Annotated in this window: 11 protein-coding genes; all 11 read right to left on the reverse strand. The window is 50.7% G+C overall.

The genetic code is table 11. The annotated features are described in order from the left end of the window. Nucleotides 1-19: 19 nt before the first annotated feature. Nucleotides 20-1,057, reverse strand: a complete 1,038-nt coding sequence (locus tag CLFS41_RS17240) for a mannonate dehydratase (RefSeq protein ID WP_045092981.1) — start codon at nt 1,055-1,057, stop codon at nt 20-22. Nucleotides 1,058-1,076: 19 nt separating this feature from the next. Beyond that, nucleotides 1,077-2,375, reverse strand: coding sequence for a TRAP transporter large permease (locus CLFS41_RS17245; RefSeq protein ID WP_007861713.1), 1,299 nt, complete (start codon nt 2,373-2,375; stop codon nt 1,077-1,079). A 4-nt stretch (nt 2,376-2,379) separates the two neighbouring features. Beyond that, complete coding sequence (locus CLFS41_RS29065) at nt 2,380-2,883, reverse strand: TRAP transporter small permease (protein WP_007861714.1); 504 nt, start codon at nt 2,881-2,883, stop codon at nt 2,380-2,382. 50 nt (nt 2,884-2,933) lie between these two features. Then, nucleotides 2,934-4,034 (reverse strand): TRAP transporter substrate-binding protein, encoded by a 1,101-nt coding sequence (locus CLFS41_RS17255; RefSeq protein ID WP_045092982.1) that lies wholly within the window; start codon nt 4,032-4,034, stop codon nt 2,934-2,936. Between the two features lie 207 nt (nt 4,035-4,241). Beyond that, a complete protein-coding gene (locus CLFS41_RS17260; RefSeq protein ID WP_007861716.1) occupies nt 4,242-6,206 on the reverse strand; it encodes a sigma 54-interacting transcriptional regulator in 1,965 nt (654 codons plus the stop codon). A gap of 57 nt (nt 6,207-6,263) precedes the next feature. Next, nucleotides 6,264-7,352, reverse strand: a complete 1,089-nt coding sequence (locus tag CLFS41_RS17265) for a glycoside hydrolase family 88 protein (protein WP_052665794.1) — start codon at nt 7,350-7,352, stop codon at nt 6,264-6,266. Nucleotides 7,353-7,449: 97 nt separating this feature from the next. Further along, a complete protein-coding gene (gene spoIIID / locus CLFS41_RS17270; protein ID WP_007861720.1) occupies nt 7,450-7,728 on the reverse strand; it encodes a sporulation transcriptional regulator SpoIIID in 279 nt (92 codons plus the stop codon). 131 nt (nt 7,729-7,859) lie between these two features. Further along, nucleotides 7,860-8,987, reverse strand: coding sequence for a mandelate racemase/muconate lactonizing enzyme family protein (locus CLFS41_RS17275; protein WP_007861722.1), 1,128 nt, complete (start codon nt 8,985-8,987; stop codon nt 7,860-7,862). Continuing rightward, complete coding sequence (locus CLFS41_RS17280) at nt 8,971-10,668, reverse strand: glycoside hydrolase family 43 protein (RefSeq protein WP_045092983.1); 1,698 nt, start codon at nt 10,666-10,668, stop codon at nt 8,971-8,973. Before CLFS41_RS17280 ends, CLFS41_RS17275 begins: the two co-directional genes overlap by 17 nt. After that, complete coding sequence (locus CLFS41_RS17285; protein ID WP_007861726.1) at nt 10,655-12,679, reverse strand: hypothetical protein; 2,025 nt, start codon at nt 12,677-12,679, stop codon at nt 10,655-10,657. The genes CLFS41_RS17280 and CLFS41_RS17285 overlap by 14 nt, the downstream gene beginning before the upstream one ends. A gap of 110 nt (nt 12,680-12,789) precedes the next feature. Continuing rightward, nucleotides 12,790-14,175, reverse strand: coding sequence for an extracellular solute-binding protein (locus tag CLFS41_RS17290; protein WP_007861728.1), 1,386 nt, complete (start codon nt 14,173-14,175; stop codon nt 12,790-12,792). Nucleotides 14,176-14,281: the final 106 nt, after the last annotated feature.

Consider the following 14,281-nt stretch of genomic DNA (forward strand, 5'->3'; position numbering starts at 1 on the left):
CATGTTCCTCCTACTAAGTTCATTTTTCTCCACAGGCAAAGTCCATCATTTGGATCATCCCCTGTATGTATCCGATCTCGTGTGACCGGGCGCGGTGGCCGTAGTCCGAGTCATAATCCATTTTCAACACATGGTCCTCCATAATGATCCCCTCATACCCCACCTTCCCCAACTCATACAGGATCTCCGCGGGATCATAGTTTCCCTCTCCCAGAAAACACTCCTGAAAGCAGGGCAATGTACCTTGCACATCCCGGAAATGCACGCTAAGTATCTTTTTTCTTCCCCCCAGATAACGGATCATCTCCAGAGCACAATCCCTTCCCCCTTTTTCGGAACAGCAGCCAAGGCACAGGTTGACGCCCCATGCCGGACTGTTCCCGATCTCCATGGCCCTCTTATAATCTTCAAGGGAAGTCACCATACGCTGGATCCCCCCGAACCTTCTCAGGGGAGGATCATCCGGATGCAGGGCCAGCATGACCCCTGCCTTCTCTGCTGTGGGAAGGACTGCATCCATAAAATACCTGTAATTGTCAAACAGGTCATCAGCCGTCATTCCATCCACTGCCTCAAACACATCATAATCCAGAAGATGGCGTTTGCGGGCCATCATCTCCCGGAACGCATTGTCCCCGGGCCGGAGCTGTCTTTCATCAAAGGCAGTGGCCCTTGCCCCGCCGCGGCCCGGCGCCTGTGTGGTGGTCCGCCACACAAAGGTAGGGGAAAAATGATGTCCCAGCATGGGGATCCCCAGTTTTCCCATGTTCCGTATGGTTTGGCAATAGTTCTCAATCTGCTCATCCCTCCCGGGAAGACCCAGGATCACCTTGTCATAAAATATAAGAGGAACATTTTCAATGGCTGTCCACTTAAGGCCGTAGCTCTCAATCCGCTCCTTAAGGTCCTTAAGAGCTTCAAAAGTCCAGATCTTTTCCCCGGGCAGAGCCGGTGTATTCATCTGGATCTCCGATATTCCCAGCTGAAGGGCAAACTTTGCCATCTCCTCATCAAACGTCTGGAACTGGCCCAGCACGACTCTCATTTTGCTATGCATATATCATACCTCCTGAAAATTACTTGTAGCCGCCCAGCATTAAATCAGGTAATCCCAGGGTAAGCACCGGAAAAAGATTTACCAACACAAGCACCAGGAGTAATGCCACATAGTAGGGTAATACGGCTTTAAAAGCTCTCTCAAAACTGATCTCTCCGATTTTCGATGTAATGAAAAGGACGACTGCCATGGGCGGGGTCAAGACCCCTATCATCAGATTCAGCACAAAGATAACCCCAAACTGCACCGGATTAAGCCCTATGGAGAGGGCAATGGGGAACAGGATGGGAGCTGCAATGGTAATGGCGGCAACAGACTCCATAAACGTCCCCAGAAACAGCAGGAACAGGTTGATCAGCAGCAGGATCAGCCAGGGATTGGTGGTCAGTGAAAACAGCCCTTTGGACACGATCTCAGCAACCTGCTGGTCCCCCAGGGCCCAGGCAAACACCTTTCCCGAGGAAACCAGCATCAGCACCAGGCCAATGCTGTTTATGGCCTGTGCCATGATGCCGTACAGATCTTTAAACTTAATGGTCTTGTAGATAAACATACTGATAAAAAGCGCATATACAAGGGCCACTGCCCCGGCCTCAGTGGGCGTGACATTTCCATTCTGGATGCAGAAGATCAGGATGACCGGAGTCATCAGTGCCCAGAAGCCTTTGCGGAACGCATGGCATATTTCCCTGACCGTGGCCCGCTTCCTCACCGGGTAATTGCGTTTGCGCGCAACCGCGTAGACCGTGATGCACATAAACAGCATCATCAATACTCCTACCACAATACCGCCCAGGAACAAGGCGCCGATGGATACTCCTGCCATAATCCCCACATACACCATTGGATTGGACGGCGGGAAAATGGGACCAATCACAGAGGATGCCGCCGTGATGCCCACGGCAAAATCCCGGTCAAACCCCTTCTCTGTCATTGCCTTGATCTCAATATTCCCCAGACCGGCAGCATCCGCATTGGCAGAGCCGGACATGCCTGCAAAGATCAGGCTGGCAACCACATTCACATGTCCCAGTCCTCCCTTGATATGGCCCACCAGGCAATCTGCAAACTCAAATATCTCATCCGTAACACCTGCCTTATTCATCACACAGCCCACCACGATAAAAAACGGGGAGCACATCACGCTGTAGCTTGCAAGACCTGAGACCATTCCCTGGGGGATAAAGGACATGGGCATTCGGTGGGATAAGAGGATATACACCAGGCTGGTGAGCAGCATGGAATAGGATACCGGCACTCTTAGAGCGATCAGGACCAGAAAAAACAACAGTAAAAACGCTAACAGATCACCTGCCATACCCTTAATCCCCCTTATGTAATAAATCAATCCCCTGCCCGTCTTCCTCCGGCCAGCAGACTATCTTATAAATGTTATAGACCAGCGGCGCCGCCATCAAAGGCGAGCAGATCGGAAACCCTATATAGGATATTCCGTTGGGCCACCCCAACGCTGGTGTGACCACCTTCATCTGGCGCATGGCCAGCCCAAAGCTGTAATAACAGATGGCGCCGATAAGCAGCAGAAGCACCGCCTGGATCAGACAGAATATGACCCTGCGCACAGTCTTTGGCAGTTTTCCATAGATATACTCGATCTGCACGTGATTACCCCGGTAGAGCGTGTAGGTGGCACAGAAAAAACCAAACCAGGGCAGGATGATAATGGCAAGCTCCTCCAGCTGGGCAAAGGATTTTCCAAACAGGTTGCGAACCAGGATCTGAAAAAGCACAATTCCAAGCATCACAACAAAAAGAAGGATCGAGATATCCAAAACCAGTTTTTCAATCTTTTTTAATGTCCCCATATGAAACACCTCCCGGATGACTCTGAGGATCAGGACGCATCCTCTTGCAATTATCTAAGTGACTGAATGACATCCCATATAGACATATCCCACTCATCTTTATACTTTTCCAGGATCACCGGAGTTACCACATCCTTGATGCTCTGGGTATCGATCTCACTGTTCTCAATAACAGTCATTCCATTGTCACGCCATTTTTGAAGAATTGCCTCGTCACCATTGGATTCCAGCTCATTAAAGCGGTCAAATCCCACCTTGATGCCCTGCTGGATGATCTCCTGGTGCGCCGGTGAAAGGGAACTCCACCATTTCTCATTCACATGGGCTGCGCGGAACGAATAGGTGTGATCTGTCAGCATGGCGTAGTCACAGACCTCATAAATCGCGATGGAATCCAGTGTGGATATGGGGGATTCACACGCCTGGGCCGTGCCTGTCTGCAAAACCTGATATAACTCTCCCATAGAGGAAGTCATGGGACTCACCCCAAGGGCCTCAAAGGATGCCACACTGGCCGCAATAGAGGGAAGGCGCATCTTTAACCCCTTGTAATCCTCAGCCTTTATCAATGGACGGTTGGCCGCAACCACACGGGGTCCCCGCATGGCAAGGTGGTCAAAGAGAATGCGGCACCCATATTTTTCCAGCATCTTTTCATTGCACTGGTCCGCAACGGTCTTCCAGAACTCCTCACACTGCTCCTTGGAATCAAAAGCAAATGGGATCTGGGTAAATCCCGCGATCTCGGGGGCAGCGGCAGATACCATAAGGTCCCCCATGATAACCATGTCCAATGTGCCCTCGGACAATGCAATACTCCCGTCTGAATCAGCGGTGTACAGCTGTCCCTGAAGGTAACGCTCAATCTTAATAGCCCCTCCGGACAGACGCTCGATCTCATCACACATCAGATTGTGGGCCTCATCCGTGGCTGCCTGGGAGGAAATAAATCCAACCTTAAAGGTTATGGGTTCCAGTTCAGGCCCCGGCGCTTCTGATGCTTCCGGTTGATCTGATTCCTGGGAAGCCTGGGTGGTTGCAGGAGCAGAAGTCGGTGCGGACGTGGTGCTCTCAGGTGCGGAAAGCTGGCTGCATCCGCATATCATAGAAATGGAAAGTACACAGGTTAACAGGACTTTAAATTTTTTCATCTTACTCTCTCCTTTTATTTTATTTACAATTTTATAAAAGCAAATATGATGCCAAATGGAAAAGGCAGGTAAAGTACCGTTTACTGCACTTTATCCGCCTTTCTACATTGATAGCTTCTCATTTATGAGAATTTTATTTTATAATTGAGAATATGTCTCATCTATGATACGCTTTCCCATGATCAATTCCATCTGTTTCCCAGGAAATCACAAGCCATACTTCTTTATCCTGCGGTAAATAGTGGCCCGGCTGATTCCCATCTGGCTTGCCGCCTTTGCAGGATTTCCTCCGGCTTTATGCAGCTCTTCCTGGAGATAGCGCAGTTCAGCCTCCTCCAGGGGATTTCTTTTGCCCTCCATCACAGGAGGAATACTATGCTGTCCACTGTTTCTTTGCAGCAGGGCGTCTTCAATCTGCTGACCCATAATAATATTTTCAGACGCAACCACACAGACGCGCTCGCAGATATTGCGCAGTTCCCTTACATTTCCGCTCCACTCTGCCTGCTGCAGGCTGGCATAGGCAGACGGATCCACACTCATCTGTCTCTGATTTGTTTTCATGTATTCCCTGAAAAAGCTTTCTGCCAGAAGGGGAATATCTTCCTTTCTCTCACAAAGCTTTGGCAGCCTCAGGTGCAGTACATCCAGACGGTAATACAGATCCTCCCGGAATTTGCCCTGGGCGATCATCTCCTCCAGGTTTTTATTAGTTGCACATATGATCCTTACATCTACCGGAGTCACCTTGTCATCCCCCACACGTATGATCTCCCGCTCCTGCAGCACACGCAGCAGCTTTCCCTGTACCCTGAGAGGGATCTCAGATATCTCATCAAGGAAGATGGTACCCCCATGGGCCAGTTCAAAAAAACCGGCTTTCCCGTTTTTATTTGCCCCGGTAAAGGCCCCGCCTACATAGCCGAATAGTTCAGCCTCCAGCAGGCTTTCGGTCAGGGCTGCGCAATTCACAGCCACAAAAGGTCCCTGGCTGCACAGGCTTTCCTGGTGGATACTCTGGGCAAACACCTCCTTCCCCGTTCCTGTGGCTCCGCAGATCAGGATATTGGCCCTGGTTTTTGCGTATTCCCTGGCCCGTTTTATCACATCGCACATGGCAGGGCTTGTCCCCACAATATCGTCAAATGAGCGTTTTGCCACATGCCCGTGGGCATAGATCTGATTGCGGATCCGTCCTTCCAGCTGCTGGATGTGAGTCACATCCTGGATCATGATCATGCTTCCGTCAAATCTGCCCCCTGACTTCATCGGCACAATATTGACCGCGAAAAAGCGGTTTCCGCAGGAAATAATACTGTCCGTCTCGCTCTTTTTTGACTGCAGGCGCCCGATGATCCCGCTTTGTTCCAGCACCTTAAGCATCAGCTCTTCCACTTTGTCAGATGGAGGAATGTCCCCCAGCAGGATCTTGACCGCTGCATTGTTATAGGCACGAAAATGCAACTCCTTGTCAAGGGAGATGATCCCCTCAAAGGAATGATCCAGAATATTCTTATAGAACTCCGTTTTCAGCCTTTGCCGGCTATAGACCACCGCGCTGTGCTGAGCCTCCACAATGGCGTGCCATGCCTCCTCAAAACTGATATCCTGGAAGATCACGTTCAACCCTTTTCTTTTTCCATAGGAATATCCATAGTTGCCGCAGATAAAGGTATCACATCCATCCTCTGCCGCCTGGTCCATTGCCGCCTCCACCGCAGGCTTAATCTCCTCCGGATCATTGGGGATCGCAACATTGTAGATACTTAACTGTGCACCTCCTATCTTCTTAATGTCCGACAGATTAAACATGATAAAATTGTGGCCGATCAGACCGATCTTCCTTGAATGGAACATGCTGACCGCCCGCTTGACATCCCGTTCCAGGGAGTTAAAGCCAATATGGACCTGAACCACTGGTATCTCCACAATCTTTCGCAGCATGACCCCGGCGCTTCCCCTGGTTATCAGCACATCCGCGTCCATGGGCACATGAAAGTTCTGGAAATTTACATAATCCGGCCTGGCAATCGTCTCCAGGGAAAACGTATACTCCTCATAAGTCCTGGGATTATTGGTTTGATAAACTTTCAATACCTCCTGAAAAATAGAATCCCAGCCCGGAGTAGGCGCGATCAGCACGATCTTCAATTTTATCTTATCCTTTAACATATCTGCCCCCATTTTACCCCTTGATAAAATAATTGTAGCAGATTGTTATCATCATATCTAGTGTGGGGGATTATCTCCCAGAAGCCACTCGCTCCAGGCCATCATGCACGCACCCACTCCGTGCTGGTTGTCCTCCACCACCGGTTCACTCAGATAATATTTCACGCTGCCATCCCTGTCCCTTCGGTTATAGGGCCCCGGTCCCAGGCCCGCGCTTTCGCAGATGCCTCCCAGTGTCCAGGTCCCATTCCTGTTCCGAAGCCAAGTGTCACCAATACCCTTAAGGATCTGCGCACCTGCTTCAAAGCTGCCGGACCGCAGCATTCCCAGGCGTTCCCCTTTCATACAGGCATATGCCGCCATAGCACTGCCGGATGTCTCCGGATAATTCCCCTTCTCCCCGGGCAGGTCCACCAGTTGGTAAAACATCCCTGTCCCTGGATCCTGGAATTTCATCAAGTGATCCAGCGCTTCCTGGAGCAGCTCAGCCAGACGTTCTTCCTGTTTTTGTTCCACCAGCTCATAACAGTCCGCCAGGCTCATGAGATACCATCCCATTGCCCGCAGCCATACATTGGGAGACAGACCGGTTTCCGGGTCGGCCCACTCTCTCCTTCGTTCCTCATCCCATGCATGGACATAAAGCCCTTTTTCCGGTACAAACAGTATTCTTCTCACATTCTCATACTGGGACATTGCGTCTTCTGAATTAACGGGATCCTGAAGATAAACCGGCATGGCCATATAAAGTCCGTCCAGCCACACCTGGTTGGGGTAAATATCCTTGTGCCAGAAATTGCCGTTTCTGGTCCTGGGATATTCCTTAAACAACTCCATCTTCTTCAAAAATCGCTGGTGAAACCTATCCTCCCCAGTCAGGCGTTCAAAGACCATATCCGTCCTGGCTCCGCTGATCATGTCCAGATTATAGGGGCAGGGCGCATCATCCGGGAGCAGCCTGCCCTCTGTTATTTTAAAAATAACGTCCCGGTAAAAGGAATCCCCTGTGACACAAAACAGGTCATAACACCCCTTAACTATGAGATCATCCTTATAATCCCAACGACTCCATGGTCCACCCCCGGAAATACCTCGCTTTAAATACTGCCTGAAGTATGTCTCAAATCCTGTGGCCGTCTCTTTCATCGCAACCTCCGTTCTTTTGTATTGTACTCATTAACAAAAGGATGCAGTTGCAGGCAAGGAATATCCTTCTACCTGCAAATGCACCCTTATCCAGCTACTACTCTTCTGTCTCCCTGCTGCACATCTGAAGCCTGTGCTGATATTTCTCCCTGGTAGCCAGACCTCCCCGGATATGGCGCTCGGACTTATTTACGTCCAGTACAATCCTTGCCTGGGCAGCCAGGGTGGGATTGATGTGTTCCAGCCGATCGGTTACATCCTTATGTACTGTGGATTTGCTTATCCCAAATTTCTTCGCCGTCTGCCTTACCGTGGCATTGTGGTCTATGATGTAATTGGCGATGGCTACCGCACGTTCTTCAATATACTCCTTCAAAATGAGTCTCCTGAGGATTTTTTTATATCTTATGCGGGAGATGGTAGGAATAGCACACCCTGTACGGATTATTCTGTGATAAATATTGTAATTGTTCAGGACGGCTCATCTTCCTGAACTGTTACAATATATTAAAAAGCCTTGTAAAACATATGGGACAACAAAAATCCTTTCCGCCTGAGCCATTCCACATCCAAACGGAAAGGCAGTCCGGGCAGGTCGGGGATATGAAACCTTCCATCCCTGTTCTCAATGGTAACTTCCATGCAGTCCAGAACCGGCTGGTTACATACCTCCAGAAACTCCTCCATGGTATCCTCCCCTGCAGTGGCCATGAGAGGACAGGCAAACAGAGGAAGGCCGCCGGAGGAAAAATCCAGTCCGTTATCTGCCGCCATATCCCTTACCATCATCCATTCCTTTACCCCGGAAAAAGTGGAAGGCGTGGGCTGGAAGTGCCTGACGCCCGCTTCCAAATAAGGCTTAAACAGGTAGTGGTTTCTCACAGATTCCCCCGCTGCCACGATTATGGGAAGATCCCGGGCCAACTCACAGTAACCTGCAAAATCATATGCGTGGACAGGCTCCTCAAACCATGCAATGTTATAAGCCTCCACCCTGTCTGCAAACCGCCTGGCACCCTCCGGCGAAAACACATGGTTTCCGTCAATCGCCAAGGACACATCCGGACCAATGGTTGCCCGGACCAGTTTCACCCGCTCCACGTCATAATCCAAACGGGTCCCAAATTCTGTTCCCACTTTCATCTTAACAGTGCGGTAGCCGCATTCCAAAAAATGCTCCATCTCTGCTGCCAGGGCCCTGCCGCTCAGATGAGTGCTTCCCCCGCTGCCATACACGGCCACGCTGTCCCTTACAGCCCCCAGGAAACGGTGGAAGGGCATCCGGACCCGTTTTGCCAGAATGTCGATTAGTATATACTCCAGCCTTCCCACTTCTGCCGCTGTTTCCCCATCAAACCCGGAGTTCCTGCACGCCCAATAGACCTTGTGCATCCACTCCCTGAAAGTCTTTTTCTCTCCTGTAAGAATCAGGGGAAGTATAGTAAGCTCCATAATGCCGGAGCAGGGACATACGCCTATGATTCCGTCCTCTGTGTACAATTCCAGATACTTGTTTACCTTGGAATGGGTAAACGGCCCTCCTGTGGCGTCATAAAAATGCTCCTTTTGGGGAACCGGCGCTATATTTATGACGGCTGCTCCTGTAAAACACAGTATTTCATCTTGGTATTCCATGGATCATTTCCCCCTCCATCCATTCACTAATGATTAAAAATCCCTCTTCAAACACGCCCTGTCCATGCTCTGCAAACAGTCCCACCATGGTTCCCGTATATGACCGTTCCATCATGGCTTCCGTGCATAAACCAGCAATCGCTCCCCGGCCCAGCTCTGTCCAGTCCCTGCTGTTTAAGCTGTAGTCAAAATAATATCCTTCTCTGTCTGCCCGTATCCTGAACCACAGCTTTTCCCTCTCCCGGTCCAGCCGGATCTCACCGGTGACAGCGCCCAGGTCATGTATGTGCTTATACAGGGTGAGCCTGCATCCTGTTTCATCTTTCACAACCGCCATATCGTAGTGGTTATAGCTGCTGTAATAGGCTGTCATCCCAAATCTCCCCTGCCCGCAGTCTTTTAGGTCCACACAGGAGCGCGCATCTATCACAAACTCCCTCTGTTCCCTGAGAATGCAGGCAGGGCTTCCCGTAGCGTTGTCAAGCCCGGTATCATTTCCCCTGAGCACAAGACGCCCGCCCCCGATTTCATAGCAGTGTGGGTGAGGATTGCGTATGTACCATAAATCCCCGGGCATCCTGTCCGCTCTGAAATCCAATTCCCATTGCTCCCGGACAATTTCCTCTGACTCTGTTTCCTCTGATTTTGTTTCCTCCGCTTTTGTTTCCTCCGCTTTTGTTTCCTCCGCTTTTGTTTCCTCCGCTTTTGCAGTCCCGGTTCCGTCCCCTTCAGGTTCGGCCGCACACATTTCATCCCTCTCTGTTCCGGGCGGTCCATCCATCATTCGTTCCCCTTTGCTGTCCATCATTAGTTCCACGCGTCCGTCCTTTCCCATAACAGGCCATCCGTCCCTCCACACCACAGGGACCAGAAATGTCTCCCGGCCCAGGTTATGAAGCAGGTAATCCCCAAACATCCGGATTCCCAGACACACAGCCCACCAGTTTCCGTACTGGTCCTGGACCAGGTCCCCGTGTCCTACGGCCTGGACCACCCTCCAGTTCTCCTCCTGATGGGATAACAGCGGATTGTGGGGACAGGGCTCATATCCTGATATCAGGTTCCTGGACCTTTGTATCACTGCCCTGTGGCTGTACTGCGTGCCGCCCTCCGCGGTCAGCAGATAATACCATCCATCCCTTTTATAAATGTGGGGACCTTCCGCGCATTTTCCACCACAGCCTTTACTGATCACATATTTATCCGATAGGATCTCACCGGTCAGGGGATCCAGCACAAATGCAATAATCCCCCGTTTTCCTTCCAGACTCCCCTTCCCGCAGTACCAGCAGGTCCCGTCCTCATCCCAGAACAGGGACGGATCGATGCCGTTCTGGTCAATGACCACAGGGTCGGACCATGGCCCGCCAATGGATGGGGAATGCACAATAAAGTTTCCGATCCCGTCCACATCCGTGGTGATCATATAAAACCTGCCCTCATGATGGCGCAGAGTGGGTGCAAAGATTCCCCTGGAGCTGCGCCTCTCCTCCAGCCGTACCTGACTGTCCCTGGTCAGGCAGTGCCCGGCCAAAGACCAGTCCGTCAGATTCCTGCTATGGAACACTGGCACCCCCGGCCAATAGGTAAAGGAGGAGGTAGCTATATAAAAGTCCTCTTCCACCCTGCATATGCTGGGATCCGGGTGAAATCCACGCAGCACCGGATTACGATATCTCATGTTCCTCCCCTGTTCTCCGGGTCCACCTGGCAAAGGAATATTCTCCCCGGTAATTGGAGGAATTATAATGGGGATATTTTTCCGGGATATATTCCCGGTCTTTTATAGCGCATGGACGGTCCTGGGTGTAGATAAACATACGTCCGGCGTCCCATAGCACGATCTCATCCCTGGCATCACCGGTCATGTTGATCACCTCTGCGCACAGATCCGGATGGCCATCGTCCGGGAATGTAACCACCACGTCACCATCACCGTCCAGCATACCTCCGTACTTGATATTTCCGTTAAGGAGGATCAATTCCGTCCCGTCCCCCTGCCAGTTCACAGGCGCTATAATATTACCATTGGATCCCGGCTCCATATGCCACAGCTCATTTCCCTTACAGTCATGGAGATAGATGATACCCTGGTACTCCCAGTAGGTTGTGGTGCAGATCTCAAGTCCTCTCCTATCCGGGCAGTAATTGGCCGCGCTGATCCGCTGTCCGTGCCCGTTCAGGTCCCGGTGTCTGATATTTCCCTGCTTATCCACAATCATAAAGCCTTCCCAGCCGGAAACCATTGCGATCATCTCATCCTCGTCCGGGTCAAATTTTCCCACAATGATCTCGTCCGTGTGGTCAATCTCAATGGGAAGTGTCCAGATCAGGTTCCCGTCACTGCCTATCATATTATAGCAGCTGAAAATTTCATCCTTTCCATCCCCGTTAAAATCATAACCATATGGGAAGTGTCCTGTATTTTTGTAATTAAATTTCCACAAAAGCTCCAGATTGCTGTTATACACCCAGAGGCGCGAATACCGGTCCTTAATCAGGATGTCTGATGGGCGCTCATTGCCTGACACATTTACGATCCTGACAGCATCCACGTTAAGCCGGTCAAATCCGTGCTTTTGGAATTCGATTCCCAGAAGCTGGTCCCCGGGTATCTCATTCATTGGGGTGTGGATCCATTTTCTTACCTCTCCCGTACGGCCGTCCAGCACCATCAGTTTAAAGTCCCTGGCCATGATCACCTCATCATACCCATCCCCGTCAATATCATAGACCTGGAATGGAAGATCGGCTGTGACATTCTGGTTCTCCTTCAGGCCGGAGGGCTCGCCCACCTGCCAGAGGATCTCCCCTGTATCCATATTCACCGCAGTCAGGCAGCTGATATTGGAATAGCGATCCTTATGGACACGTTTCTGGTGCTGGGCCATAACAAAGTACCAGTCATCTCCCCCCATCAGGTGTCCGAAACGTATCTGCCTTGCTGCCCCATAATTCTTCAGGTCGATCACCTTATGAAGCTTTGGCTGCGCATATCTGCTCCGCTTTTCTGCCACCCGCAGTTCTTTTTCCCGTTTTTCCTTAAGAAAGGTTTCGTAGGATTCCTCACTTGTCCGGACCAGGACATCGGTGAACTGGGCCGGCATATAGCTGGAAATCGCAATCTTTCCATAGGCGTAGTCTGAATCCTCCATTGTGAGCACGGTCTCCCCGTTGATCCTGCCTGTGAAATGACTTCCTCTGCACTCTACTTCCAAAAGGTAATGTTCGTCAGACGTAAATGCGTACTCTGCCTCGGCTATCAGGTATCTGTTTTTTTTATGAATCTTCCAGAACTGTACTTTCTGGTCATTGAGATAGAATGCATAATTCATCAGGGATGTCTGGTATCTGAATACCAGCCCGGCTTCCTCCGTGGTACACAAAGGCCGCACCTTGACCTGTGCCGTGTAATCCCTCCATTCCACCTCTCCGGCAACCAGAAGAGGGCTGACATTCTTTGTCAGGGGATTACGCACCCTCATCTGTTCCATATACCTGTCCCCGTCCATTTCCGTGATCAGCCAGCTAGGTCCCCGGTAATTGGCATTTACGATCGGATCATACCACTGGCCCGTGTAGCCCTGAACCGGATAATAATGATATTCTCCCATGGCCGTATGGGCATGGTCGTAGGGAAATGAGCCGATTGGAAATGATGTAAAATCATCCTGTAATAATATGCAATCCATTGATGCATCCTCCTTTATATTGCCGGGGCGTGTCCCGTATGCCTCAGACCCCCCTCCGGCAACCTTTCATGTAAAAGGCGCAGCCAGTCCAGCTGCCTGCGCCTTGTGTCTTACTGTCCTGATTTGTAAGCGGCCTGCTCTTTTGTGAGGAAATCCGCCCACTTATCCAGGCAATCCTGAGAGGTCATCTCACCCAGCATAACGGCCTGGAAGTCAGTTGTCATATCTCCGTTGATAAAGGAGAAGTATGAGGTCAGCCAATACGGATTCTGGATCTGTACAAAATTCTCATCCTGCACGATCTCCATACAGGTCTGCATTGTGTGGTCTGCCTTAAACCAGTCTGTCTCGTAGCAGTCCGTGTTGGTGGGGACCTTAGCCATAAGCTCATCCATATGGTTCATGATATCTGCTGAACACAGATATTTGATCAGGTACATTGCGCCGCTGTAATCAGCGCCCTCGCCTTTGTCGCACACGGAGAAGATGTTGGGCTGCATGGCGGATGTAAAGTACCTGCCCTTGTCATTGGTCAAGGCTTTGGTGATCCCATAGTTTCCATCGCCCAGATTAGCCTTGTGGCTCTTCTCGGAGGATGAGTTGTGCATGATGTACAGGGCTGTGCCTGCGCCAAACTCAGCCACCATCTCATTAAATCCATTGTTGACACTATCCCCGGATACCCATCCGTTTTTATAAATGTCTACATATGCATCCATGGCCTCCGCAAACTCAGGCGCATTGATAATGCACTGCCCGTTCTCATCAAAGTAGGAGCCCTCATAACCCAGGCCGTCCGTGTAGGTAAACAGCCATCCAAGAAGGTTATCATAGGGCTTATTGCCCCGAAGGCTGAAAAAGTATGTTCCGCTGTCCTTATCCGCATATTTCTCGCAGTCTGCCAAAAACTCCTTTTGTGTCTGGGGAACCTGGATCCCCTTTTCATTAAATACCCCTGCGTTGTACCAGGAAAGGTCCTGATTGTATCCGTAGGGAACACCGTACAGGTCCTCTCCTCCTGCCAAGTCCTTTAATGTGGAAATAAGGGATGGGACGATCTTTCCCGAGTCCTCCCATGCCTCAAATTCGGTTTGGATGGGGTGTAATGCATCCATCGCAACATAGGTCATCACATTGGAAAAACCAAGGCTTACCACATCCGGCATGGTTCCGGTTGCCACCGCTGTTGCAAATGCGTCCGGGAAGTCCTTGTTGGCAAATCCGGTATACACAAACTCATACTGATCCTGTGACGCGTTCAGCTCATCAAATATCTCCTCAAACATAACGGATGACTGCTCGTCCGATGCGTGATACCAGAACTCGATCGTCTGCTTCTCACCAGCGGCCGCCGCCGTACCTGTCTCTGTTCCCGCTGCTGTTCCCGCTCCACTGTCAGGTGCTGCGGAAGATGAATCCTTTCCAGAACCGCCGCAGCCGGTCAGGCTTCCTGCTGCCACAGAGGCTGCCAGGATCAATGCTAATGTTTTTTTCATAGTATAGTTCCTCCTACTAATTTTTATTGTGATTTCCTCCATGCCCCGGTATTCTGTCCATAAAGCGGACGTTGTGGCCAAAACAGGTCCGGGACTGGAAAGTGAC

The sequence above is a fragment of the Clostridium sp. FS41 genome, from assembly GCF_000954015.1.
GTDB lineage: Bacteria > Bacillota > Clostridia > Lachnospirales > Lachnospiraceae > Enterocloster > Enterocloster citroniae.